The organism is Alteromonas algae (assembly GCF_049117195.1).
Taxonomy (GTDB): Bacteria; Pseudomonadota; Gammaproteobacteria; order Enterobacterales; family Alteromonadaceae; genus Alteromonas.
In genome coordinates this window covers 874,570-900,458 of the sequence record NZ_CP185260.1, presented here as the reverse complement: position 1 = coordinate 900,458, position 25,889 = coordinate 874,570, and the positions used below count along the sequence as shown (strand labels likewise).

The 25,889-nt window shown below is 45.1% G+C and carries 22 protein-coding genes; 15 read left to right on the top strand and 7 right to left on the bottom strand.

The window, feature by feature from the left end; translation table 11 throughout:
• Nucleotides 1–190 precede the first annotated feature (190 nt).
• Nucleotides 191–3,136, bottom strand: coding sequence for a TonB-dependent receptor (locus ACOJRU_RS03995; protein WP_421133759.1), 2,946 nt, complete (start codon nucleotides 3,134–3,136; stop codon nucleotides 191–193).
• Between the two features lie 185 nt (nucleotides 3,137–3,321).
• On the opposite strand from ACOJRU_RS03995, the gene ACOJRU_RS03990 reads away from it, so the two are divergent.
• From ACOJRU_RS03990 to ACOJRU_RS03960, 7 genes are all read left to right on the top strand, one after another.
• Complete coding sequence (locus ACOJRU_RS03990; RefSeq protein WP_421133758.1) at nucleotides 3,322–3,522, top strand: hypothetical protein; 201 nt, start codon at nucleotides 3,322–3,324, stop codon at nucleotides 3,520–3,522.
• A gap of 114 nt (nucleotides 3,523–3,636) precedes the next feature.
• Complete coding sequence (locus ACOJRU_RS03985) at nucleotides 3,637–4,296, top strand: hypothetical protein (RefSeq protein ID WP_421133757.1); 660 nt, start codon at nucleotides 3,637–3,639, stop codon at nucleotides 4,294–4,296.
• Nucleotides 4,297–4,728: 432 nt separating this feature from the next.
• Nucleotides 4,729–6,288 carry a 2-isopropylmalate synthase gene (leuA, locus tag ACOJRU_RS03980; RefSeq protein ID WP_421133756.1) on the top strand — a complete coding sequence of 520 codons (1,560 nt, stop codon included), beginning with the start codon at nucleotides 4,729–4,731 and terminating at the stop codon, nucleotides 6,286–6,288.
• On the top strand, nucleotides 6,289–7,386 hold the full coding sequence (gene leuB / locus ACOJRU_RS03975) for a 3-isopropylmalate dehydrogenase (RefSeq protein WP_421133755.1): 1,098 nt from the start codon (nucleotides 6,289–6,291) through the stop codon (nucleotides 7,384–7,386).
• An 8-nt stretch (nucleotides 7,387–7,394) separates the two neighbouring features.
• Nucleotides 7,395–8,795 carry a 3-isopropylmalate dehydratase large subunit gene (gene leuC, locus ACOJRU_RS03970; RefSeq protein WP_421133754.1) on the top strand — a complete coding sequence of 467 codons (1,401 nt, stop codon included), beginning with the start codon at nucleotides 7,395–7,397 and terminating at the stop codon, nucleotides 8,793–8,795.
• Between the two features lie 3 nt (nucleotides 8,796–8,798).
• A complete protein-coding gene (gene leuD / locus ACOJRU_RS03965) occupies nucleotides 8,799–9,410 on the top strand; it encodes a 3-isopropylmalate dehydratase small subunit (RefSeq protein ID WP_421133753.1) in 612 nt (203 codons plus the stop codon).
• 218 nt (nucleotides 9,411–9,628) lie between these two features.
• Nucleotides 9,629–10,825, top strand: coding sequence for an HD-GYP domain-containing protein (locus tag ACOJRU_RS03960; protein ID WP_421133752.1), 1,197 nt, complete (start codon nucleotides 9,629–9,631; stop codon nucleotides 10,823–10,825).
• Between the two features lie 17 nt (nucleotides 10,826–10,842).
• On the opposite strand, the gene ACOJRU_RS03955 is transcribed toward ACOJRU_RS03960, so the two are convergent.
• Nucleotides 10,843–11,946, bottom strand: a complete 1,104-nt coding sequence (locus tag ACOJRU_RS03955) for a general secretion pathway protein GspB (RefSeq protein ID WP_421133751.1) — start codon at nucleotides 11,944–11,946, stop codon at nucleotides 10,843–10,845.
• Complete coding sequence (locus ACOJRU_RS03950; RefSeq protein ID WP_421133750.1) at nucleotides 11,939–12,850, bottom strand: ExeA family protein; 912 nt, start codon at nucleotides 12,848–12,850, stop codon at nucleotides 11,939–11,941. Before ACOJRU_RS03950 ends, ACOJRU_RS03955 begins: the two co-directional genes overlap by 8 nt.
• 129 nt (nucleotides 12,851–12,979) lie before the next feature.
• On the opposite strand from ACOJRU_RS03950, the gene ACOJRU_RS03945 reads away from it, so the two are divergent.
• The 3 genes from ACOJRU_RS03945 to ACOJRU_RS03935 all read left to right on the top strand — a co-directional run bounded on the left by ACOJRU_RS03945 (nucleotide 12,980) and on the right by ACOJRU_RS03935 (nucleotide 15,762).
• Complete coding sequence (locus ACOJRU_RS03945) at nucleotides 12,980–14,152, top strand: CCA tRNA nucleotidyltransferase (RefSeq protein WP_421133749.1); 1,173 nt, start codon at nucleotides 12,980–12,982, stop codon at nucleotides 14,150–14,152.
• A gap of 154 nt (nucleotides 14,153–14,306) precedes the next feature.
• Nucleotides 14,307–14,837 (top strand): methanogen output domain 1-containing protein, encoded by a 531-nt coding sequence (locus ACOJRU_RS03940; protein ID WP_421133748.1) that lies wholly within the window; start codon nucleotides 14,307–14,309, stop codon nucleotides 14,835–14,837.
• Nucleotides 14,818–15,762 carry a GGDEF domain-containing protein gene (locus ACOJRU_RS03935; protein ID WP_421133747.1) on the top strand — a complete coding sequence of 315 codons (945 nt, stop codon included), beginning with the start codon at nucleotides 14,818–14,820 and terminating at the stop codon, nucleotides 15,760–15,762. Before ACOJRU_RS03940 ends, ACOJRU_RS03935 begins: the two co-directional genes overlap by 20 nt.
• 74 nt (nucleotides 15,763–15,836) lie before the next feature.
• On the opposite strand, the gene ACOJRU_RS03930 is transcribed toward ACOJRU_RS03935, so the two are convergent.
• Nucleotides 15,837–17,246: an NAD(P)-binding protein gene (locus ACOJRU_RS03930; protein WP_421133746.1), complete on the bottom strand. Its 1,410-nt coding sequence runs from the start codon at nucleotides 17,244–17,246 to the stop codon at nucleotides 15,837–15,839.
• 87 nt (nucleotides 17,247–17,333) lie between these two features.
• Here ACOJRU_RS03930 and ACOJRU_RS03925 point away from each other — a divergent pair, with 87 nt between their 5' ends.
• From ACOJRU_RS03925 to hemW, 5 genes are all read left to right on the top strand, one after another.
• On the top strand, nucleotides 17,334–17,837 hold the full coding sequence (locus ACOJRU_RS03925) for a M48 family metallopeptidase (protein WP_421133745.1): 504 nt from the start codon (nucleotides 17,334–17,336) through the stop codon (nucleotides 17,835–17,837).
• A 137-nt stretch (nucleotides 17,838–17,974) separates the two neighbouring features.
• Entirely contained in the window at nucleotides 17,975–19,318 is a 1,344-nt protein-coding gene (locus ACOJRU_RS03920; RefSeq protein ID WP_421133744.1) for a M24 family metallopeptidase, read from the top strand.
• 163 nt (nucleotides 19,319–19,481) lie between these two features.
• Complete coding sequence (srmB, locus tag ACOJRU_RS03915; protein WP_421133743.1) at nucleotides 19,482–20,717, top strand: ATP-dependent RNA helicase SrmB; 1,236 nt, start codon at nucleotides 19,482–19,484, stop codon at nucleotides 20,715–20,717.
• Nucleotides 20,718–20,749: 32 nt separating this feature from the next.
• Complete coding sequence (locus ACOJRU_RS03910) at nucleotides 20,750–21,352, top strand: XTP/dITP diphosphatase (RefSeq protein ID WP_421133742.1); 603 nt, start codon at nucleotides 20,750–20,752, stop codon at nucleotides 21,350–21,352.
• On the top strand, nucleotides 21,345–22,484 hold the full coding sequence (hemW, locus tag ACOJRU_RS03905; RefSeq protein ID WP_421133741.1) for a radical SAM family heme chaperone HemW: 1,140 nt from the start codon (nucleotides 21,345–21,347) through the stop codon (nucleotides 22,482–22,484). Before ACOJRU_RS03910 ends, hemW begins: the two co-directional genes overlap by 8 nt.
• A gap of 26 nt (nucleotides 22,485–22,510) precedes the next feature.
• On the opposite strand, the gene ACOJRU_RS03900 is transcribed toward hemW, so the two are convergent.
• From ACOJRU_RS03900 to ACOJRU_RS03890, 3 genes are all read right to left on the bottom strand, one after another.
• Complete coding sequence (locus tag ACOJRU_RS03900) at nucleotides 22,511–23,293, bottom strand: DUF2884 family protein (protein WP_421134714.1); 783 nt, start codon at nucleotides 23,291–23,293, stop codon at nucleotides 22,511–22,513.
• A 213-nt stretch (nucleotides 23,294–23,506) separates the two neighbouring features.
• Complete coding sequence (locus tag ACOJRU_RS03895; protein ID WP_421133740.1) at nucleotides 23,507–24,028, bottom strand: DUF1566 domain-containing protein; 522 nt, start codon at nucleotides 24,026–24,028, stop codon at nucleotides 23,507–23,509.
• Between the two features lie 2 nt (nucleotides 24,029–24,030).
• Nucleotides 24,031–25,734: a DUF1566 domain-containing protein gene (locus tag ACOJRU_RS03890; RefSeq protein WP_421134713.1), complete on the bottom strand. Its 1,704-nt coding sequence runs from the start codon at nucleotides 25,732–25,734 to the stop codon at nucleotides 24,031–24,033.
• Between the last annotated feature and the right edge of the window lie 155 nt (nucleotides 25,735–25,889).

Genomic DNA, 25,889 nt, shown 5'->3' with positions numbered 1-25,889 from the left:
AAGCTGGAGAAATTGTTAATACGCACAATGAAAAGCGGACGAAAGATAAAAATTCAATCACACTATGACCAAGGGAGAACATTTCACTTTCACCTTGACGCCCGCTCATTGGTTAACCATCGCGAGTAAACAAAAACTACATTTACCGTTAGTTAACGCAGCCCCTGAGAAAACAAGGGCTCACTTCACCTTAGAACCTGTAGTTTGCACCAAGCGTAATACGACGATCAGTCAGCCCTTGGAAGCAAAGCAATGCGCTTTCGTTTACGCAGTACTGCTCTACTTCAGACTCCGTAATGTTTACTGCCTCAAGACCCACGTTTAGGTTTTCGTTTACCGTGTAGGTAATGCTAGCGTTTAGCTGACCACGATCGTCCTGAACGGCGGGGAACCCCCAAGGGAAACTAGATGTACTACCGAAGTCATCCGTTCGAAACGCTTCACGCCATGTGTAGCGCATACGTGCTGATAGGTCGTATTTTTCATAGTAAAGCGTGAAGTTATAGGCATTCTCAGAAAGATTTAGAAGCCCTTGGATAGCGCTGACCTCTTCATCACTGCCCGTAGTTGCAGCAAAAACGTTAGCAGCACGGGATGTGGCACTATTTTCTGTTTCGCCGCCCGAAAACTCCTGAATCGTGTAGTTCGCTAATACACCAAAACCTGATGCCCAACCCAACTCTTTCTCAAAGCTAGAAAGATCGTATTGAACAGCAAACTCGATGCCTTTTTGCGTGGTTTCACCGGTGTCGTTAACCTTCGTTTCTGTGCCTACGCACACACCTGTACCTAAATCTGGTCCGAATACGTTAATGTCTGCAATAGGGTTAAAGATACCGCCACCTTCACATGGGTCCGTAAGGTCACGGAAACCTGTTACCGCTTCTTCAAATGGACTCACGATTTGGTCAACAAACAAGTCTTTACGCGTTTTATGGAAGATACCGATACTCACCACGCTAGCTTCTGCAAAATACCACTCTGCAGACAAATCAAATGATGTAACTTCTTCAGGGTTTAGACCCGGGTTACCAATCGCAACATTGGGATTTGGGCTCGTGCTAAACACTACTGACGTAGAAAGGTCGTCATAGTTTGGTCTGCGAATATCTTTACCCGCACCAAAGCGAACAACAACATCATCAGCAACGTCAGCGACAATATTGAGTCTTGGTAGAATAAAGTCATAGTCACCTGTGTTCGTGACACGCGATACCACTTCATTACCATTTTCATCTTCAGTGATTGAATTGCCTAAAGACGTTACATCGGTTTGTAAGTAGCGCACGCCGAAATTACCGCGGAACATTTCATATTCGAAGTTAGCCTGTGCGTATAACGCATGCGTTTCCTCTTCGATATCAAAGAAGCCAGATGACGATGCAGTGGGTTGGTTTAGTGTTCTACTTGAACCATGTGCCGTCATTGCCGCTTGTAAAGACGCTAAGACAGCGTCAGGGTCAGATGCCACTAATTCAGGATTGATTAACAGAAAGTCTTTAACAAACAATTGACGACCATCTGCATCATTGAAATTACTAGGCCCTGCAGTAAGAATATCTGAGAACAAGCTTCCGCGCGGGCTGTCATCCATTCTGCGCAGGCCAACACTGGTACCAATATCTTCACGTACGCTTGCAGATTTGTTGTATCGGTAACCAAAATCGACAGACGTAATTAATGAATCAACAAAGTAAGATAAGTCTACGCGAAACGCATCTTCTGAATTTTCAGTAGTATCACGACCAATATTGACGTCGCGAAGTACAACGTTGTTGGGATCTAGTAGCTGCGCTGATGTCGGTGCATACTCTGCTCCGTCAGCAATACCGAAGGTTAATGAGCCGCCCGATAAGTCATAGGCAAACGGAACACTGTTATCGTTACCACCACCGGCATCTAACGGTGCATTTGGATTAATAAAGTTAAGCGTAGTATTAAAGCTTGGGGTAGTTGTATCAGAAGACGACGACGCGACCTCAGCAAATACGCTCCACTTATCACCTTGCCACTCACCACCGAGTCTGAAGATTTTACTGTCGGTAATACGCGAGTTAGTGTCGCTCGAGAAACGAAGGTTAGGATCGTCGTCATCATTATCTAGATTTACTGGAACCACACCACGAAGCGCGGCCTCAATTGAGCCTAAGTTTCTTCCGCCTAACGAACCAAAATTAATAGTTTCGTAAGCGTCGGGGACTGAAATATCATTTAGCGCACTGACACCAGAGGCTTGAACACGTGAGCTTTCTTGACGACGCTCTTGATCGTTTATAACCGCGTCGAAAAAGAGTCGAGAATTATCGTTCGGTGCCCATTCAAAGGTACCTACAAAGTTTTTTGTCTCATATTCAAAATTATCATAATCTTGAACAAAAAATTGAATCGGAAGAAAATCGAACGCTTGGGCACTCGCCACGCCACTATCAGAAGCAATTAGGTTATCCCTGTCAGCTCGTGGTCGAAACGCGGTTACATCCTGCTCCGCATAGCTTGCGCTTAATACAACACCGAACTTCCCATTGTCGTTTTCCCAATTGTCGCCAAATGTACCAGAGAAACGAGGCTGAAAAGTACTGTCCGTTGAAAGGCTACTGTTCTCACCTTGTACTCGAACCGCGGCTAACCGTTCGGTTAACTGCAGAGGACGAATAGTTTTAAGATTAATCGTACCACCAACAGACCCTTCGATGGTTTTTGCATCGGGAGACTTCGTGACTTCAAGGCCAGCAATGATAGCCGCTGAAACGTCTTCGAAGTTAATACCACTTCTTCCCGCACCAGAACCTACGGTAGACACGCCATTTATTTCAGTTCTGTTAGCATCTGTACCACGAATTTGAACACCAGTTCCCACACCTGCTGAACGTGTAATTTGTATACCCGTGATGTTTTCAAGTACTTCCGCTAAATTTTGGTCAGGCAATTTACCAATATCTTCAGCTTCAATAACTTCGACTAGATTGTTTTTGTAGCGCTTTTCGTTAAGTGCGCTGGCAAGTGAAGCACGGATACCAGAAACTTCGATAACTTCTACGTCATTCGTTTCTGTTTCTTGCGCATATGCTGTAGAGGCAATATTGAGTGATGTAACCGAAAGCACAGCAAGTGTGATTTTAGATAATTTGTGTCCCATTGTGTTTCCTTTAAGGATATAGACGTGGCATTAAACGCTCATTTGAACCACTTTATTAATCTTCAAATTTGTTCGCCCTGCCAAATAATCACTTACATAATATTTACAAGACGGCTACAAAGTAAACCAAAAAACATACAAGGTCAACCAAACTGCAAACCAAAAACATCAAATTAAGACTAAAATTGGCATTACCAAAAACAAAAGAAAGACAAGGAAAACTATCAAAATCCAAGAAAACAACATTAAATCAAACTACTAGAGAACTTACCAACAAACGACAAAGATCAAGTGGCGAATCAAATAAGGCACAGAAATTGGTAATAGAGTGGTTGAGAAAAATAGCAGCCTTATTAACTATGGTTGCTTTGGTACAACAATCTTGATGTGAGGCGCATGGTAATCGTCTACTCCACTTTCCGTTCAGCACTAAGCGCATCTAGCGACGACGCCGATTCTCTGTTAGGTTAGTGTTATCGTTACAAATCTATACACAGGCCATGAATAAAGAGGGTAACAACACGCACGAACAAGCTGGCTTTTTCTCCGATACAGGCGAGCTAGGTGGTCGTCATCATCAATTTACAGAGATATGTACCGCGCTTTATGAGAGAGAGCTGATTGATTTGGCGCATAATGGTTCATCAAGCAATACCATTTTAAAACGCCGGCTATCTGGCCTACCACATCATGTAAGAAGCGTAGCAAGGTACCTTGTCGCTAACCCCACTCCGCTAGCGATAGACACACACAATGGCAGTTGGTACAGCAAGCAGGCAGGTAAGTGTCCTGGTATGAAAGATGACGAAGCGAAGACGTTAGCGTGGTTTATGAAACACGCTGATTACGGTCTTGTAGTACCTGTTTATCTGAAAAGCCTTGATGGAATGTATATAGCATTAGACTCGATAGACAAAGTCGATGTAGATAATAGCCGTGTTCATGTGAATCGCCACGGATGGTTTTCATATCGTGGCTCTCGATGTGCCGACGATGCGTTGACGCATGATGAAAAAAAACTAATTAAGCCCACTAAGGCTGTTATGACCGCAGCGTGTTGTGGTCACTCTTGGAATTATAAGAGCAAAACATCACCACGTTCGCTGTCATTGAGAGAAATGCGTCTATCGACGCAAATCAATTGGAAAACATTTAAATGACGGCACAAAACGAATAAACACCCAACAATAGCGAATAATTAAACAAACAAATCCCTTGCAAGCGACAAATAAATTAGGATGCACATCCTAATTTACCCAACAACTCGAAACTACCCGCCAGTATCCACACTCATTAATGCTAGCAACACGAAAAAGTAGGATGAGCATCCTAATAAAAGCCCGCCACCACAATATAACTAAAAAGAATACTGTTTATGCGAATCAAGGGTTGACCTTCATGCGCTTCATCGTTACATTGTCGCTATAAATTTTGGTCAGCAAAGATAATCCGGCATGTTTACAAACCGCTTATTTCTAATTCTACTCCTGATGGCAGCCAGACTGCACGGGTAGATTGCGACCAGCGATTAATTACACTAAAACCCGTGCCTAGCACGGGTTTTTTTTTAACTTTTCAATCGAGAGTACGTCATGACAAATCAAGTGAAAATCTTTGATACTACATTGCGAGATGGCGAACAGGCGTTACCTGCTAGCCTGAGTGCCAAAGAAAAACTTCAGATTGCACTGGCGTTAGAACGCCTAGGTGTCGATATTATCGAAGCAGGGTTCCCCGTATCATCACCCGGTGATTTTCGCTCGGTACAAATGATTGCAAAAGAAGTAAAAAACTCGATTATCTGCGGTTTGTCTCGTGCCCTACCCGGCGATATTGATGCATGTGGTCAGGCCCTTGGGGTAGCAGAACAGTTTCGTATTCATACCTTCATTGCCACATCAGAAATCCATGTCGGCGCGAAGTTGAGAAAGTCACAAGACGAAATTGTTGAAATGGCGGTAGCGGCGGTTAAACATGCGCGAAAATATACCGATGATGTAGAGTTTTCTTGTGAAGATGCAGGTCGCACGCATATCGATTACTTATGCAGAATGGTCGAAGCAGCAATTAAAGCTGGCGCCACCACAGTTAATATTCCCGATACCGTAGGTTACACCACGCCGACTGAATTCGGCGGTATCATTCAGCAGCTTTTCAATCGTGTTCCAAATATCGATAAAGCAACCATCTCAGTGCACTGCCATAACGACTTGGGCTTGGCAGTGGCGAACTCACTTGCCGCGGTAGAGCAAGGTGCAAGACAAGTTGAATGCACGATTAATGGTATTGGCGAGCGTGCGGGAAACGCATCGCTTGAAGAAATAGCTATGATCCTTCAAACCAGAAAGGGGTTGTTGGGTATTGATACCAGCATTAACGCGACTGAGATATCCCGTACGTCTAAACTGGTAAGTCAACTTTGTAATATGCCCGTGCAATCGAATAAGGCAATTGTTGGCGCGAATGCGTTTAGTCATTCCTCTGGCATACACCAAGATGGCGTATTAAAAGCACAGAACACCTACGAAATTATGACGCCCGAAAGCGTGGGTATTAATAAAAATAACCTTAACTTAACTTCCCGTTCTGGTAGGCACGTTATAAAACATCGTTTAACAGAGCTTGGCTATAAACCAGAAGATTTCGATTTAGAAGCCGTTTATGAGGCGTTTCTGAAACTGGCTGATAAGAAAGGGCAAGTGTATGACTACGACTTAGAGGCCCTCTTGTTTTTTGACAAGCAGAAACATGACCAAGCACATTTCCAGCTTCTATACCTTCAAGCAAATTCTGGGCGAGAAATTATTCCTAGCGCCACCGTAAAAATGAAGGTTGGGGATGAAGAGATTACCCAATCAAGTACGGGGAATGGGCCTGTTGATGCCGCGTACAAAGCCATTATGTCTATACTAGGACATGAAGATTTAGAAGTGGTCGATTTCAAACTAGATTCAAAAGGCGAAGGCGCCGACGCACTTGCCCAGGTAAGCGTTATCGCCACGTATAAAGGCCGTCGTTTTCACGGCATAGGCCTTGCCACCGACATCGTTGAGGCTGGCGTAAAAGCCTTAATTTTCGTACTTAATAATACTTATTTGGCCGACCGTATCGATCAACAAAAGAGCCAACAAGAACGCGTTTCAGGAGTGTAGATGAGCCAGTATTCAATTGCCGTATTAGCCGGGGACGGCATCGGCCCAGAAGTTATGCAAGAAGCCAATAAGGTGTTAGACGCGGTTGAGAAAAAATTCAATGTGTCGCTTAACAGAACAGCCTACCCCGTTGGCGGTTATGCCATCGATACAGAGGGCGAAGCGCTTCCTTCTGAGACATTGCTTGGTTGCGAAAAAGCGGACGCTATTTTATTTGGAAGTATTGGCGGACCAAAGTGGGACACCCTGCCTCTCGAGTTAAGACCTGAGCGGGCAGCATTACTTACATTACGTAGCCATTTCGATTTATTTAGTAACCTGCGCCCTGCTCGCATCTATCCAGGTTTAGCATCACTTTCACCGTTGCGTGAAGACATTGCCACGTCAGGTGTCGATGTCCTTGTGGTTCGTGAACTCACCAGTGGCATCTATTTTGGGCAACCGAAAGGGCGTGAGGGTGAGGGCGAAGAAGAGTACGCCTTTGACACCATGCGTTACAGCAAACGTGAAATCCGCCGCATAGCAATCGCTGCGTTCGAAGCAGCCAAAAAGCGTCGACGTAAAGTCACATCGGTTGATAAAGCAAACGTATTGGTGACGAGCAGGCTCTGGCGTGAAGTTACAGAAGACGTTGCTAAAGACTACCCCGAGGTAGAATTAGAGCATATCTATATAGACAACGCGACCATGCAAATCATGAAGAATCCAGCGCAATTTGATGTGATGCTTTGCTCAAATCTATTTGGCGATATTGTCTCTGATGAATGTGCAATGATGACCGGCTCTATGGGGTTGTTACCCTCAGCCAGCATGAACGAAGACGGATTTGGCTTATACGAACCTGCAGGAGGTTCTGCCCCTGACATTGCTGGAATGGGCATTGCTAACCCGATTGCACAAGTGTTGTCAGCGGCAATGATGTTGCGTTTTAGTATGAATTTAAATGATGCCGCAGATGCCATTGAAAAAGCCGTCGTTGCAACACTTGAAGCTGGCGTATTGACCGGTGAACTGTTGCCGTCGGATAAACGCGACAATGCGGCCACTACAGCGCAAGTTGGCGATGAAATTGTAAAACATTTAATGGCTCAGGAGTGATTACAACCATGGCCAAAACCTTATATGAAAAAGTATGGCAAGCACACATTGTCGATCAATTAGGCGATGACAGTTTAATTTATATCGATAGGCACCTTATACACGAAGTAACGTCTCCACAAGCCTTCGCAGGACTTAATGAAAAAGGGCGAAAAGTGCGTCGCCCTGACAAAACGGTTGGAACGATGGATCACAGCATTTCAACCCGCTCGTTAGCCATCGATGCATGTGGTCCAGAGAACGCTTTACAGCTAAACACGCTGGCCAAAAACTGTGAAGAACACGATATCCAGCTTTACCCTGTCGGCCACCAAAAGCAAGGCATTGTGCATGTAATGGGCCCTGAACTTGGTTTGATTCAACCGGGTATGACCGTAGTGTGCGGAGACTCGCATACCGCGACTCACGGCGCTTTTGGTGCACTCGCGTTTGGTATCGGCACGTCACAGGTTGAACATGTACTGGCTACACAAACGTTGAAACAAACGCGCGCCAAAAGCATGCTTATTAATGTAAATGGCACGCTTCCCGTTGGTATTACGGCAAAAGATATTATTTTAGCCATTATCGGCAAAATTGGTCATGCAGGGGCCACCGGTTACGTCATCGAATATGCGGGGCAAGCTATTCAGGATTTGACCATGGAAGAGCGCATGACAGTGTGTAATATGAGTATCGAAGCGGGTGCGAAAGCTGGGCTTATTGCACCAGATGAGACCACATTCTCGTATATAAAAGATCGTGAATACGCGCCGAAGGGCGCTGACTGGGATGCTGCACTAGCCTACTGGAAAACCTTATACACAGACACTGATGCGCAATTTGATACGGTAGTAGAATTACAGGCCAAAGACATAGCTCCTCAGGTGACATGGGGCACTAACCCAGGTCAAGTGATTGGCGTTAATGATGCGGTTCCAGGGCCTGATGACTTTAACGACGCTATCGAAAAAGAGAGTGCGATAAAAGCCCTGTCTTATATGGGTTTAGCCGCTGGTGAAAAGCTGGCTGATATTAGTGTTAATCATGTGTTTATCGGTTCATGCACGAATGGTCGCATTGAAGACTTACGCGCTGCCGCTCATATCGCTAAGCAAGGCAAAGTGCCTAATGCCGTCACGGCGATTGTCGTACCGGGCTCTGGTAACGTTAAACGTCAAGCCGAATCAGAAGGGTTAGATAAAATATTCTTAGACGCCGGGTTTGAATGGCGACTGCCTGGTTGCTCGATGTGTTTAGGTATGAACGATGACAAGCTTGTTGCAGGCGACAGATGTGCGTCAACCAGCAATCGGAATTTCGAAGGAAGACAGGGACGCGGTGCGCGAACGCACCTTGTGAGCCCGGCAATGGCAGCGGCAGCAGCAATTACTGGTCGATTCGCTGACGTACGAGATTTTCAGGAGTAGCTCATGACGAATACATCACAAGGCTTTACGACACACAGCGGTATTGCAGCGCCTCTTGATCAGGCTAACGTCGATACCGACCAAATTATACCTAAGCAATTTCTTACCGGCGTTACGCGCTCAGGCTATGGAAAACATTTGCTTCACGACTGGCGTTATTTAGATTTAGAAGAAAAAGTGCCAAACCCAGATTTTGCATTGAACAAGCCAGAACACAAGGGGGCCAGTATACTGCTTGCCAGAGAAAACTTTGGCTGTGGCTCTAGCAGAGAACACGCCCCTTGGGCACTAGCAGATTTTGGATTCAAAACCATTATCGCGACAAGCTTTGCGGATATTTTCTATGGCAATTGTATTAACAATCAGTTGGTGCCCGTTGCGCTTAGCAGTCAACAAATGGACGCGCTATTTGAAGCCGTAAAGCACAACCCTGCGGTGGAAATAACAGTGAATTTAGTAACCCAAACCGTCACATGTGATGCGTTAGTTTTCGAATTCGATATTGCTGCGCATCATAAAAATAATCTTATCAAAGGGTTGGATGCTATAGGTCAAACACTGGAACTGGCCGACGCCATTGCGTCGTTTGAAGCAAAACACGCGTCTTGGCAATAGATGTTAAACCAAGAAAAGCGGAGCCATAGGCTCCGTTTTTTATTTGCACTAATATCTTAAATAACAAAATTAATCCCTGACGCACGTATTGAATTATCGTAATATTCAATTTTATTGCATTTAATGTAATAAGGAATATGAACGAAGATGTTTTGTCGCACTATACTTCATTTGTAATGCTAACTAATTGTTCTTATCACGACTCTTCGGGAGATGTAATGCTAAAACCGGTATCCATAGATGCATTGAAGCCAGGGATGTACGTCAACAAGGTACTAGCGCAAACTGGCCAACTTCGCATGCGCTCTAAAGGTGTAGTGAAAACAGCGGGCGTTATTGAAAGCCTAAAGCAAAAAGGCATTACTCTGGTTGAAGTTGACGCCTCAAAATCTTCTGTACCCATCGATGCTCCTTCACCTCCTGCTGCCCCCCCCTCTGTAAGCCCAGTGGTGGAAAAAGAGAGTAAGCCGGTCACGAGAGAGTCCATCAATGAGGCCAATGATTTATATCAAGATGCAAAGAATATTCAAAGCGGCTTTCTAAAATCGTTAAAACGTGGAGCGATAAAAGATCTTTCGCCCGTAGAAGAACTTTCTCATAGCATCATAGAAAGTGTCTTTGATAATAAAGATGCACTGTCGTGTTTGACGATGATTAAAGACACCGATAGCTACTTGCTCGAGCACTCTATTAACTGCAGTATTTTGATGGGCATGTTCACACAGTTTATCGGATACGACAGGGATGCTACCGAGCAAGCAAGTCTTGGGGCACTGTTAATGGATATCGGTATGTCTTCACTACCCGACGATATTCGCAGCAATACAAACGAATTCAATGACGCCGATTGGGAAATCATGAAAACACACGTTGAGATTGGGCGTGACATTGTCGAACAATACGGCGACATATCTGACTTAGCACTACAAATTATTGAACAGCATCACGAACGCGTAGATGGTTCAGGATACCCGAAGGGCTTAGAAGGCGATGAGATATCTGAGTTTGCTCGCATTGCCGCCATCATAGATACGTTTGATGCACTTACGTCTAATCGGCCGCACCAAGACAGTATTACGCCAACACAAGCGTTAAAACGCCTCTCTGACGCTAACAATCTCGATCAAGATTTAGTCAGGCAGTTTATTCAATGCGTAGGCATTCACCCCGTAGGCTCGCTTGTAAGATTGAAAAGCGGCAAGTTAGGCATTGTCAGCCAACAAAACAAGGCAGATGCGGTAAGCCCCATCGTTATGACATTCTACAGTGTCAAATCTAATCATTTTAATGAAGTAAAACGCATCGATTTATCGAAAATGGATGACGAAATTGTATCCGGCGTCAGACCCGATGAATTCAACCTAAACCTTCCAAAGTTTTTTCAAGAAGTGTTTGTTCATCAAGTTCCGAATTAGCACCGCATCGCGCTAACCTACCAATCGGTCAGCGCTGCCATGCTAAATACTTCATCTTCAAACGCCAACACGACTCGCTGCGCTTCAATATTTACAATTTGAACACGGTCTTCAATCCAGTCACCTTCACCCAGCTGACGACCATTTACCCTTACCCATCGATCTGACGGACGCGAGGCATACATGTGCGCGCTAAAATTCATTGTGGGGAGCCTAGAAAGAAGTCGAACCGGCAATTGGTCAACACGAATAAGGCTATCTCTAACGGTAACCGTCGTTTCTTCTTGGGGAGGCTCATTATCATCAGCTTTCTTATCCAACGCTCTTACTGCGGCGTTGAAACGTGCCATTAATTCAGGTGAAACCGACACGTCACTGTCTGTATTTTCATTCAGAACGCGTCCTTCATATTGTGCAGTGCTAGCGCTTAATTCAGCGGGTTCTGCATCACTATTTGTACCGCTTCTGTTTTTATCTTGCACCGTGATGGGCGCAGGCGCTAACTCGCCGCCCTGTGTTGGAGTTATTGGTTCCACGATTGCCGCACTTTCATTACGCTGCTCGTCAAGTTCTGCCTGCGTATTGCCGGCTACTTGCTTAACGTCGGCTTCGACCGGTGCTGCAGTAAGCGGCGTCGCTGGGGAGACCTGATTGGCTGTGGAAGGTTGACGGCTCGTGAACGATGCGGTTAACGCAGGCCACCAAGACGTACTTGTCGCCGCGCTGAAGCCGATAGCCCCTCCTCCTAATAATACCAATGCATAAATCGCCACGTCCTTTGCTATCATTTTCCATGCTGACGGCAACCCTTGAACAGAGGGCAAAAATAAGCTTCGGTTAAATTGGTCAGACAAAGACTTATCAAACTTTGCCGAGGTATCGTGCTCGCCACGAATGAGCGCTTGCGTCTGGGTTCTGTGCTGGGCAGCAACAGGTTCAATCTCAACCGTTTGTTCTGCATCAATCTCGACTTCTTGCACCCCCATTTCAGCTAGGCCTTGTACCATTGCATCACTTGTTACCAAACCCGACTTTCTAATTTTAACGGGTCCATTCTGTTGCGTGATTTGTACAATAACCATACCCGGAGTAACGTGTTGTATAGGCAATAAGTTAGACATACAAACTCCCCAGCCCGTAGCCGCATATCAAAGCAAATATAAATGCTGTGACCAAGTACCATTTGCGTTGACTATGCACTCGCTGACTAACAACATCCTCACCTAAAATCTGCTCAGCAGCTGCCAGGAAAATCGGCTTTTTCACCACCGCATGTTGTTTGGTAAACGATAAGGTGAGTGCTCTATCGCATAACAAATTAATTACGCGTGGAATGCCGCCAGTGATTTGATGCACAGCACGCAAAGTGGGCTTAGCAAAAATGCTAATGTCACCATGAGCAACGCTCAATCGATGAGCGATATAGGCCCCGACTTCTGGCGCCGTTAGCGGTAGCAAGTGATAGCGCGCGGTAATGCGTTGCGCCAATTGACGTAATTCGTTTCGTTTTAATAACTGTTGAAGTTCAGGCTGTCCAATCAGCACTACTTTAAGGAGCTTCTCACGGTTCGTTTCAAGGTTCGTTAATAACCTTAATTGTTCTAATACCTCTGGCAATAGGTGTTGGGCTTCATCAACCATCAATACGGTATTCATGCCTGCTTGGTGGTTTTGAGCGAGTTTAGACAATATCAAATCAGTGAAATATTTTAGGCTTGCCTTATTCCCGTCGTACGGCAAACCAAGCTCATCGCACACTGTCGCAAGAAGCTCTAGAGCAGATAACGTGGGGTTAAGGATCATCGCCACTTGGGTATTGTCAGGCAACTGTTGCAACAACTTTCTCGATACTGTCGTCTTTCCCGTACCGACTTCACCGGTTAACATGACAAAGCCACCGCTTTCCGTCAGGCCAAACGTTAGATGAGCAAGCGCCTCTTTATGGCGTGGGCTCATGTAAAGATAATCAGGATTTGGCGCAATAGAAAATGGGTTGTCGCTCAAACCAAAGTAATTCAAATACATGGTAACTGCTGTAATAAACTGAAAACGCGATTAAAACTACCAGAGCCGGTGAAGAAGTCAAAGTGTGCGTAAGTAAACTTCTTCTGTAATAATAGCCTCTTTTAAAATCCAACATGGTCACAAGTCGATATGCAGGTTTATCTGGTGGGCGGTGCGGTGCGTGACGCACTGTTGAATAGAAAAGTTACAGAACGCGATTATGTGGTTGTTGGTGCTAGCCCAGAGCAAATGATTGCACAAGGGTTTACACAAGTTGGCAAAGACTTTCCGGTTTTCCTGCACCCTAAAACGAATGAAGAGTATGCACTTGCCAGAACAGAAAGAAAATCAGGCAAGGGTTATACTGGCTTTGTCTGCGATGCCTCATCAAATGTCACATTAGAAGAAGACTTAATTAGGCGCGACCTTACCGTGAACGCTATGGCGCAAGATAGTGATGGGAAAATTATTGACCCCTATCACGGCAAACAAGATTTAGACAACCGCTGCTTACGTCATGTATCCGATGCGTTTAGTGAAGACCCTTTGCGTGTGTTTCGCGTTGCACGTTTTGCAGCTCGCTATGCTTACCTTGATTTCACTATTGCAGATGAAACACTTGCGCTTATGTCAACGATGGCAGCAAGCGGTGAATTACAAGCATTAAGTGCTGAAAGAGTGTGGCAAGAAACCAAGCGAAGCTTAGTAGAACGCTCTCCAGAGGTATTTTTCGCTACGCTCATGGCCACAGGCAGCCTAAACGACTGGTTTAGCGAACTGACGCCTGTTATCAACGAAAGCATCGAAGTGCTTAGAAGTGCGGCAAACAAAGACGCTGCCTCTGCGAGCACGATGCCATTGCTCTTAGCCCGCTTTACCTCCTTATGTATTAACTTAAGCGAGGAGCAAGTATCAGCATTGTGTAAACGCCTTAAAACGCAAAACCAAGTGAGTGAAGTTGCTATGCTTGCGTGCAAGTTTAAAGGCATATTACTGAGTAAGGACGACAACTCAGCCAGCAGTACATCGGGTGCCCTTACCGCTGAGGACCTTTTGGTATTATTCAACGGAACCGATGCATGGCGACGTCAAGAGCGCTTTGAAACATTGCTGAATGCGGTACGTCATTGTGCTGAATTTAACCACGTATTGTGGGACAAGAGGCAGTCTCTTATCATCGAAGCATTACATGCAGCTAATGGGGTTAATGTTCAAGACATTATTGCAAAAGGCGTAAAAGGCCCTGCCATAAAAGAGGCGTTAAACCGTGAAAAACTGAGGGCAATTGAGCATATTATGGCCCTAACGAAAACTACGTTGTAACGTATACCTAATACGCCCTCCACCGCTAATCTACACTCGCAATGGCACATTGAAGTGCGTGTGTTACGGCATGTTATTCACATATTCTTATTTGATTTATCATAAAGCGTCTCCTACACCTAAAGTATAACATTAACGGGGGCGGAGGAAGTGCATGCAATCTAGGGATATTGAACATCGAATTGCTTGTAAACATATAGACATGGACAGTGAGTCTTTTTACCTCACCATTTTGCTCGAACTCGATAGATTGATGGAGGACGTTATAGGGAGTGAGGAGTCAAAAGGGTTTATTGGTATGGTTGCAGATCGCGTCGGTAATATTTTTTATGACAAGTACAAATCCGTATTAGACGATGAAGTCATGAGCCCTGATGTTATTGCACATGTACTTGTCGATTTAAAACGAAGGATTGGCGGCCAGTTCTCCATTTCAGACATTTCGACAGACACTATTGTATTACAGAACAGTCGTTGTCCGTTTGGCAGCAATGTGGCGGGCAAGAAAGCGCTTTGTTCTATGACCGCAAATGTTTTTGGTAAAATAACTTCTAGCGAAACAGGTTATGCAGCTATTGAGTTGGACAAAACCATTGCGAATGGCGATGGGCATTGCCGCGTGATAGTCCATCTTACCCCTGTCGATACAAATAAAGAGCTGATGTATGAATATTTTTCCGTTTGAACGTTCACTAGAAGAAACGCTGAGTATTCGTTCTGTTATTGAAAACATTACAGAAGCGGCAGTGATCACAACACTCGACGGGGATATTGTAAACTTCAACTCTCGGTTTAGTAATAACGTGCCCGGCGTACTTCACACGCGAAAAATAGAAGACGTTTTTGAGGTAAAGTCTACTGACTGCTCTATTAAAAACATAGGAGAGCAGGTAAGCAAAAGGTCGGGCTTATTTCCGGTTAGACTAGCCATTTACAATAATGGACTACAAACAAACGAAACGTCGCCAGCTTATGTGTCGATGCTAAAATCGAAAAAAACGAAACGCCCAGCGGCACTCATCTATCAGCTCGACGAACAGCTACTTCGTTTCACTCAACGATTAAGACAAATCAATAAAGCAAAAAGCCAACACATCAAGCTTGCAAGGCGCTCTAAACTGGAAGCGACGACTGATGCGTTAACGCAGTTAAAAAACCGCCGCTTTGTACAGTCGTTTGCTGAGTTACATTGGTATTCGTGTCTACGAGGCATTGATGATGCTGTTTTGGTTATTTTCGATATCGATCACTTTAAAAAAATCAATGATACCTATGGGCATGAGGTAGGAGATGAAGTGATAAAAGCGTTTGCAAAGTGCTTGAAAGATGAAGCCCGCGCAGCGGATGTTGTCGGCCGTTGGGGCGGCGAAGAGTTTATCGTCATTTTGACAAAGTGCACGCCGCAGGAAGCACGCATCTATCTTCACCGTGCGATGAATAAAATACGTTGGCAAACCATTTCAAACAACGATTACACCATCAATATAACCGCTAGCGCTGGGTACTGTGCATTTTCACAAGTTAATCAGCTTGAACATGTATTTCAAAAAGCGGATGACGCGCTTTACAAGGCAAAAAATAGCGGTCGAGACACATTCAAAATGGCTTAACCATACGGTTATTTTTACGCTATCGCTTTACACAAAATACGCGGGGTTCAATATTGCATTCGCCTCAACGTCGGTTACGTTAACCCCGCGGTTTCTAATGCCTTTTTGTAGTGCTTCAGTTTTGCAATCGCCGGTTTAGCTGCTCTACGCATTCTGTTAAGCACCCTAAGATGCTTCAATTCATAAAACTTTACGTTTGCAACCATGCGCATAAACCCATCTAACCGGTGGTTCTGCAGCCACTTTTTGAGGCCAGGCTCTTTTGACCAAAAATATTGATTCATCATATTTTGATAGGTTAAATCGACCCATTCGTAATCATGATTAGGCAATCTAACCACGGTGCATAACCTATTCTTTTTGTCTTGGTCTGAATACGTTAAGTCGATATGAGCAATAAAAGCGGCGCTGAACGTAGGCTGATACGCTCTTACAGTTTGTAATGTAATGCGGTGTTCAGCAAACACAGGAACACGTGTTAGATTTGTAATCGCGCTGGCAGTACAATCAACAAGCACTTGGTTTGCAGGCAACGGGCGGCTTCCATGCTCAAACGTTATTTCCCCTTCATCTAACGATATTACTCGCCCTAAACGCACCACCTGCTTTATGCGCCGAATTTCTTCGAGTTCTTGTTTACTGATTGTCGCACCGTGAAACATAGAGGGCACTACGTTGGGGTCTAAACGCAAAAACACACCTGACTTTTCTAAACGTAAGAACATATCTTCTAACGATGTCGATTGAGCAACACATTCTAGTTGTGCTGCTTGCGCTCCAATAGTGTCAAAGAAGAATGCTTTGCTAGGTTGAGTATTTTTACGATCAATAAACCACGCGTCCCGCGGCATTATCCACATTATAGCGTCAGCCGAAACACCATGCTGTAATAACCATAAACAAGTATCAATAGCGGTTTTTCCGCCCCCGATAACTGTTATGCCTTCAATGGGAACGGTAAGTAACGGTAAACGGTTCGGCGGGATAACCTGAAGATTATCATTAACAGTAAACGCGGGCGTATGGGTCGCTGGAACACTCGTTTTATAATAGGTAGCATCAACTAACGTATCGAAGCTAACAGTAATAATCTCAGACGTTAAAAGCGAACGAATCTGGCCATTACCTAGGTATTCGCTCATTGGAAAATAGTGCACCTGACCTGAAGGCAAGAGCACTTCTCGCATAAGCTGGTCATAATAAGCACTTACTTCTGCACCAGAGGCCAGTTCATGTAACCCTGCATTTAAGCCGACACTGTCAATCGCGCCCCGGCTTAATTCTTTTGAGCCCACGCCGTAAAACGAAGAAGGTTGATGCAAGGTCACAAATGAATAAGCATGGTTCCAATGCCCTCCAGGTTTGTGCTCTTTGTCTACAATAATAATGGTACGGGAAGACTCTTCGACAATCGTATCGGCGAACGCCATTCCACTGGCACCTGCGCCGACGATAAGGTAGTCTGCATGCAATACTTTTGACATGTTAATTTTTCGTTAAATTTAGGGCAATGCGCCACTATTGTCAGAATACATCACGATGGTCAAGTTTTAAGGGAGAAACATTAAACGGTGTCTACGCTCAAATATTTATCGTCTTATCAAGTGGCGTTGCAGGAGCAAATTCAAGCATTACTCGATGAAGGCCGTTTGACCGATTACTTGTTAACCAAGTATCCACAGTCAGGAAAGGTCAATACCGACAAACAATTGCGAGACTATGTCCTTTCCATAAAAAATACGTTTCTTAAGAAGTCTGCACCGTTAAGTAAAATTGCTTTCGACCCCAAAATACATGTTGTTAATCATGCGCTGGGGTTGCACACCTATGTGTCACGCATTCAAGGAGGCAAGCTTAAAGCCAAAAATGAATTACGTGTTAGCACGTTATTTAAAAACGTACCAGATGCCTTTCTGCGCATGATTGTCGTGCACGAATTAGCACACTTAAAAGAAAAAGATCATAACAAGAGCTTCTATCAGCTGTGTACTCATATGCTACCGGAGTACCATCAACTAGAATTTGATATGAGGGTGTATTTGACCCACATAGAATCGGTAGGCGAGATTTATTAGCGCCTAGCTTTCCTGTGATTATGCACAGCGCCGCTGAATGAATAATAAAGCGAAGCAAATAAAGACACCCATCTCAAAATGTTGGCGAGCCCCGTAATATAGTTTAGGGTAGAGAAAACAAGTTCGAGCCCAACTTTATGAAACGTATAACATTTCCTTTCTATTTTTTAGCTGCTGTTGCCGGTTTGTGTATCTCTTTTACTGCAACCGCTTCGCTTGTGAACGAGAACCCATGGCCTGAAATACGCAAAAAGCGTATTGAAACGCTGCTACCCAATGCGCTTAAAGCGTCTGGTATCGACGCATGGCTAACCATTTGTAGAGAAAACAATAACGACCCCCTTGCACAGCACGTTGGGTGCGAGAACGCGGGGTCGACAGCGGTATTTATGTTTTATCTAAAAGGTGATGAGTTTCATTCTTTAGCTTTTTCGCCATCTAGTGAATCAACCGCCCTTGCAGATTTAAACATATTACAAAGCGTTGTCGCCGTACCCCGTGGTAAATCGGCCATTGAAAAAGCGGCAGCATTTATCAAAGAAAACCGTTTTTCTACGATTGCGATTAATGCCTCTACCAATAATGCTCAAGCAGATGGCATCAGTTACACCCAACGCCTCGCACTTGAAGCTGCGCTTGGCACCACCTATGCCAAACGGTTAGTCTCATCAGAAGCGCTGGTATACGAATGGCTTTCAATAAAACTTCCTGAAGAAGTAGCGATAATGACAGAAGCAGCAAGACTCACCGCGCAATGGGAAATTGACGCTTACGGTGCGGTCATACCCGGTAAAACCACCGACGCCGATGTTGCGCTATTTCTGAAAAATAAAATGAAGGAACACGGTGTAGGCGATGCATGGGCGCCCGATCAAAACCCTAATGTCAATTCAGGTCCCGACCGCGGCCATTCCCACGCGACCAGTAAAATCATCATGCCAGGTGACGTAATACAAATCGACTTTGGCATTAAGTTATATGACCGTTGGGTGAGCGACATTCAACGCTTTGCTTATGTGTTAAAACCTGGCGAAACCGATGCTCCGTCGCATATTAAACATTATTGGAAAAGTGGTAGAGACGGAGGCTTTGCTGCATTTGAAGCAATGAAGCCCGGCGTTAAAGGTATTGATGTAGATGCGGCGCAAAGTAAACTTATGCAACAAAACGGCAGTGAGCCTGTTATGTGGAGCACGGGCCACCCGGTGGGGTATGTGGCTCATGACACCGGCCCTAATTTGGGTGGTTCGCGTGGCGCAACCGTTCGACCTGCTGCCCAAAAGCCTCTTAAAAAAGGCATGGTGTTTGCGTTTGATGGTTTTCATAGCTGGAAGCGTGAAGATGGCACGTTCAAAACAATTTCGGTAGAAGAAATGGCGGTTATTACCGAAGATGGCGCGCGTTATTTGATACCGCCACAACAAGACTTGATCCTTATTTCACCCGCGAACACAGGCACAAAAACGGTGGAGTCAAAATAAGGGCTAACATCAGCTTTACTCGACAGCGCGCTGCCACTTGTTATTGAAAAGCATCGCGCGTTGAGTAGACCATGGGGTCAGGCACAATTACCACGTAGTTTTTTTCTGTGTTTTCATTCATCAATGCTACAATACGCTCATTCAATATGAGCGTACTTATACTATGACTTTCGAAGAACTCGAATTAGACGACGAATTATGTCGTGCAGTTGCTGCCATGGGCTTTGAGACCCCAACCAGCGTACAGCAACTCGTTATCCCCCATGCGATGGATGGGCGTGATATTTTAGCCTCAGCCCCAACGGGAACAGGTAAAACAGCTGGATTCTTGCTACCAGCATGCCAGTTTCTTTTAGATTACCCGCGTAAACAGCCGGGTGCGACACGCATTCTTATTCTCACACCAACGCGAGAACTTGCACTACAGGTGTACGAACAAGCGAAGGCAATCACGCAATATACCGATATTGTTTGCGGTGTGATCACCGGTGGGATCAACTACGGCACAGACAAAGAAACGTTAAGTCAAAATCTTGATATTCTTGTTGCGACACCAGGTCGACTTCTTGAGCACATTGAGAAAGAAACAGCAGATTGCCGAGATATCGAGTGCCTTATACTTGATGAAGCCGACCGTATGCTTGATATGGGTTTCTCCACGGTGGTCAATCAGATAGCGACAGAAGCACGTTGGCGCAAACAAAATCTTTTATTCTCAGCCACGCTAGAAGGCGCAGGGGTAAGAAATTTTGCAAAGGATATTCTTAATAACCCTGAGGTGATTGAAGCGACACCTTCGCGTAAAGAAAAGAATAAAATCCACCAATGGTATCATTTAGCGGATGATATGAAGCATAAACAGGCACTCCTTGTTCATATTTTAAAAGAACAAGTAACCAGTGCTGTGGTGTTCTTCAAAACCCGCGATCGCCTTCAAATGATGAAAGACTATCTTGCATCGCAAGACATTGCGGTATGTTGGCTTCAAGGTGAAATGCCTCAAGACAAGCGTAATGCTGCAATGGCCCGTTTTAAGAGCGGCGAGGTACCTATTCTTCTTGCAACCGACGTAGCAGCGCGAGGCATTGATGTGCCTGACGTAAGTCACGTAATTAATTTCGATATGCCACGTAAAGCAGATATTTACGTTCACCGTATCGGAAGAACAGGCCGCGCGGGCGCTAAAGGCACAGCGATATCGCTGGTTGAGGCGCATGATTTTGCCATGGTGCCTAAAGTGTCACGTTACATGGATGAGCCTTTCAAGGCCCGTGTTATTGCTGAGCTTAGACCACAAAACAAAACGCCGAAAGTTGGAGCCAAGAAGAAAAAAACCAAAGCGAAAAGCAAGGTAAAGGCAAAGACTAAAACGAAAGTACGCACAAAGCGTGCTAAGTAACGTTTTCGGTTGTTATTTAAAGAGTATCTGAAATGACGTTTCCTCAAAAAATCGTTCTGGCATCAGGTAACCAAGGCAAAGTTAAAGAGTTTACGTCACTCTTTGCCGAGTATGGTGTTGATGTCGTTGCTCAAAAAGAACTTGGTGTTCAAGATGTCCCCGAAACGGGCACAACATTTGTTGAGAATGCCATTATCAAAGCCCGCCATGCAGCGAAAGAAACCGGGCTTCCTGCGATTGCTGATGATTCAGGACTTGTGGTTGATGCATTAGGTGGCGCGCCAGGTATTTACTCTGCGCGCTACGCCGGTGAAAACGCCACAGATAGTGATAACATTGATAAACTATTAACGTCTTTGCACGAGCAAGAAAATCGCAAGGCGCATTTTTTTTGTACCTTAGTGTTCATGCGCCATGCAGATGATCCGGTGCCTTTGGTAAGCCAAGGAAAGTGGTTGGGTGAAATACTTGAGAAACGCCAAGGCGATGGCGGCTTTGGTTATGACCCCGTTTTTAATGTACCCAGTCATAACATGACGGCAGCACAACTAGATAAAACAGAAAAAAACCGCATTAGTCACCGCGGTAAAGCTCTTGCCGTGTTACTTGATGCAATGAGAAATACGTTTGCGTAATCCCCCGCTGAGTTTGTATGTACATATTCCTTGGTGCGTTCAAAAGTGTCCGTACTGCGATTTTAATTCGCACGGATTAAAATCTTCGCTGCCAGAAAAAGAATATGTGGCTCATTTGCTTGATGACCTTGCGTTGGATGCGAAGCGCATTGGTAATCGGCAGATAGACACCATATTTATTGGCGGCGGTACACCAAGTTTGTTTTCAGCAGACGCCATCTATGCATTACTAGACGGCATAAAAAAACGCGTTAACCTTTCTGCGCATGCTGAAATAACCATGGAAGCGAACCCCGGCACCGTTGAAAGCGGTAAATTTTCAGGTTTTTATGACGCTGGAATAAATCGGATGTCTGTAGGTATTCAGAGCTTTCAAACCAAGCACTTAGAAGTGCTTGGTCGAATTCATGACAGCAATCAAGCCCGCATGGCGGTGCAACAAGCTCACGCAGCAGGCTTGCCCACGTTTAACCTAGACCTTATGCATGGTTTGCCTGACCAAACGGTAGAAAACGCGATGTCCGACCTTAACGACGGTATCGCGCTGAACCCCTATCACCTTTCTTGGTATCAATTAACGATTGAACCCAATACGCCGTTTTACTCTCGCCCGCCAGACCTTCCTGATGACGATATATTGTGGGACATTCAGCAAGATGGCCATCAAAAATTGCGCGAGGCCGGTTACGAGCAGTATGAGATCTCGGCGTATGCGAAGCCGGGTCACCAATGTAACCACAACCTCAATTATTGGCGTTTTGGAGACTATTTAGGCATTGGTTGTGGTGCGCATGGTAAAATAACTGACCGAGCAAGCGGCACAATAACACGCACTGTTAAGGTGAAGCATCCAAGAGGCTACATGGAAATAAGCCGGCCTTACCTTGATAGCGAGCAAGTCGTTGCTGCAGATGATTTGCCCTTTGAGTTTTTCATGAATCGGTTCAGGCTGGTTGAGCCGTGCCCAATAGACGACTTTGAAGCCTTGACAGGGCAGCCTTTATCAACAGAGGTTAACACAGCCTTGAACGATGCAGAGCAGCAGGGGCTACTTGTCACGACCTCGTCGACCTGGCAGGTCACTGACAAAGGCAGACGCTACCTCAACACCTTGCTGTCTTGCTTTGTATAACCATTCTCTGGTTAGTGAGCCAACCATTAATTGTTGTCGTTAGAAGATGCTGTCTCTGACGTAATAATATTATAGCGCTCAAAACTGGGAAGGGTTCTACGCAGGTTTTCCTCTGCAACATCTAACCGCTTAAGTTTATCGCAAAACCATTGTGCCTTTTTGCGAAGTGTAATGGCCTTATCACCCATGTCTCGCTCTAATTGCTCGCCTACCGCACCGAGCTGCCGGGTTATTTCAGCCACTTTGTCACTGTTCACTTCGCCGCTATTCGTGTTGATGCCGCTTATTGCAGAGAGGATCCCACCAACGGATGTCGAAATAGCTTCTTCTAGTTGTGCTTCAATTTCACTGTCAACAAAATCGTCAACGCTCTCAAGTGACCCTGGCCCAATAAAGTAGTGATTACTGGCGTGCCTAAACTTATCTTTTACCCGGTTTTGTACCCGCTTCATGGCCGCGTTAAGACGTTCATAACTATCATGGTCACTTCCCACCAGCCCCAGATAAACATGCTCGATAGTGTCAATGGCGATATCGACCCCCTCAGTGGCGAGCACGATCATCTTGGGCACCACATAATGTAACCCTTCAGCGTATTCGTTTAACCAGGCGCGTTGTTCAAGGTCGAGAGTTTGCCATCTCCCTCCAATGAATAATTGAGATTGATCGTTTATTTGCACCACGGTGCGCGTTTTATCCATAACGCGAATTTGGTTGCTATTTACCGCTATTCCATAAGCAAAATCGATATCACAGGTAAATTCAGCATGCGCCTCACCTGCCTGTAATGAACACATCAGGAGTAGCATTGAGAGTAAGAAATGATTAACGGTATTTTTCATACCTATCATTGTGGCTAGCTTGGAAAGAAATAAAAAGACATCATGAGGCTAACGGACGAATAATCAGGGTGAACTATCTGCCGGTCATTAGATGTCTTAATTTTTTGTAAACAATAGCAATAGAGAATTCGCAAAGAGTAATATTATCACTACGCTAGCTATCACAATGTAGCGTAGGTTTTAATCGGTCTTCGTTCTCACTAACCTTACATAGACGAAGCGATTCTTTTCTTTTATTGAGTGGCTTGAATTGAAAAATGCAACCACCCAAGCGCGGTCAGGATCGCGCATGGAAGGCGTTGACGTCCAAAAGTCATCTGCCGGTGTAGCCGGAAAAAGAGAGCTATTGACCGCTGGGCGAACGCAATCCCTTTCAACAATAGATGCTAATTCTTTAACGTTAGGTAATCGCCAGCCCAACAGTTCCTCATCATTCGCTTCGTGAGCTACTTGTAATGCTTCTTGCCAAGTGAACTTGGTCGGCTCGCCTGAACACGTTGAACCATTCCATGTCTGACCTTCTGCACATCGCCGCCAAATAAGGTCGGTTGTTGAATGTAATAACGTGCTAGTGGTAACCGTTTCAAAGTCATCGTTTGGCGTTGTTTCTAGGCCATCAGAAAGACAAGTTTGTGCTGCTGTACTTGCAGCAAAAACACATGTTGAAGCAATGAAAAACCATTTTTTAAAAGCTATCTTCATTATTATCTCCCCGCCCTTACTAATCTTACATAACCCGCCGTTGATTTATTGAGGAAATTATCAACACCCGATTCAAAATCTAACGCCCAAGCGTTCTGGGCATCATCACTATTTACGCCATCGGCACTTGGAACAGAGGTCCAATACCAAATCGGTGTCGACGAGACTGTGCCGGTATTTGGAAAGTAATCCTCGTCAACAGCCACCCCCGAGGTTAGACCAAGATGCATAATAGAGAATAGCTCTTGATGTGTAGGCATTCTCCAATCAAAGAATCCGCACAGCCCTTGCCCATTAATTGCTTCTACATATGCCTGCGTGTTGCAGTTGGTTAAAGCGCAAGCCGTTGTGGTGCCGTTTACATCGCCTTCAAACCCACCATTCACCTCATCGCTATACCATGAGTAGGTTGAATCCTTATCTTGTAGTCCACCATCGTCGCGCTTCACTTCCCAGATAAGGCCGGTAACGTTGTCTCTTACACAAGAGAATGTCGATGTAGACGCATCTTGCTCGTCTCCATTTTGATTAAGTCGAGTGAAGTCGAAACCCGCTTTGCCTCGCCCTGCTTTTTCAACATATCCATTTTGGTCGATAACATCAGCGCCTCGCTGCCCATCCTGTCCGGGCCATAGGTTTTGCTGTATGCCTTGTGCCACTACAGCCGTACTGGTTGCTTGTCTAAGCACACCCGTATCGTTAATTAATGGTGTTGGCAACGGTTTGACGGAGACTCGAATGGCGTCTTCAACAATATTACCATTAGCATCTCTCACACTTAGCGTATAGGTAACTATTGTTTCTTGAGTGACTAAAGGGGCAATAGCAAAAGTAGATAACGCGTCGTTGTCATCTACTTGCATCAGCGCATTGCGAACAAGCGGGTCGGCATTCGTAGCGACTTCACCACTTTGTTCCCACAAATAGGTTAAGGGCTGTGCATCAGGAATACTCGTCTGTGCAGTACCTTCTAATACGATAACCTCACCACCGAATACCGCTTGAGAAAAGCCTGCATCGGCGGTAGGAAGCGTTTCAGATTGAGACTGCACAACCAACGTAACCAATTCGGCATCTGATGCGCCTTCGGCGTCGGTAACCACAAGTTCAAAAGACAGTGACTCGGTTACGTTAATCAACGGCGTAGTAATTGTTAACGTCGACATGTTTGTGGTAACGCCACTTATTACATTGGTTCCCGCGGTTTGTGACCACGTATATGTTGCTATCTGGCTAGCGGAATTGGCAGCGTCTGCGTCAGAACTTGCACTGCCATCTAACGTTATTTCAACACCACCAGGAAACGTGTTTGTATCAAGTCCACTCCATGAAGGCACAGAAATACTCGCAACCGGCGCAATATTAACAGGCGACACCGTAATAACCCGCTCATCGCTTGCTGTGTTACCCGCAGTATCATTTACCGATACGGTTAACGTATATGCAGAATTTTGTGTTACCGCAGGCGCCTCAAAACTTGCTGATGCAACAGAAGTGTCATCATGAATAATGGACAATACAGGTGAAGAAGACCACGAGTACGTGTATTCGCCGTTTCCTCCACTGACCTGTGCGTCTAACGCAAATGAGGCACCTTCGGTGACTGTTGCATCGGGACCTGCATTAATTACGAGCGTTGTATTGGTGCCGCTAACACCGTCGCTACTTGTTCCGCCACCACCACACGCAGATACCATTATTATCATTACCAATGTCAGCACATGCTTGTTGGCACTGACGATATTTGAAAAGGAAGAAATTAAAAAAAGACGAGCAACGGACATAGTCTCTCCGGCATGGCTAGAAAAATAATAATGAGGTAAAAATACTAGGGCAATATCAACGTATGACGTATGGCTAC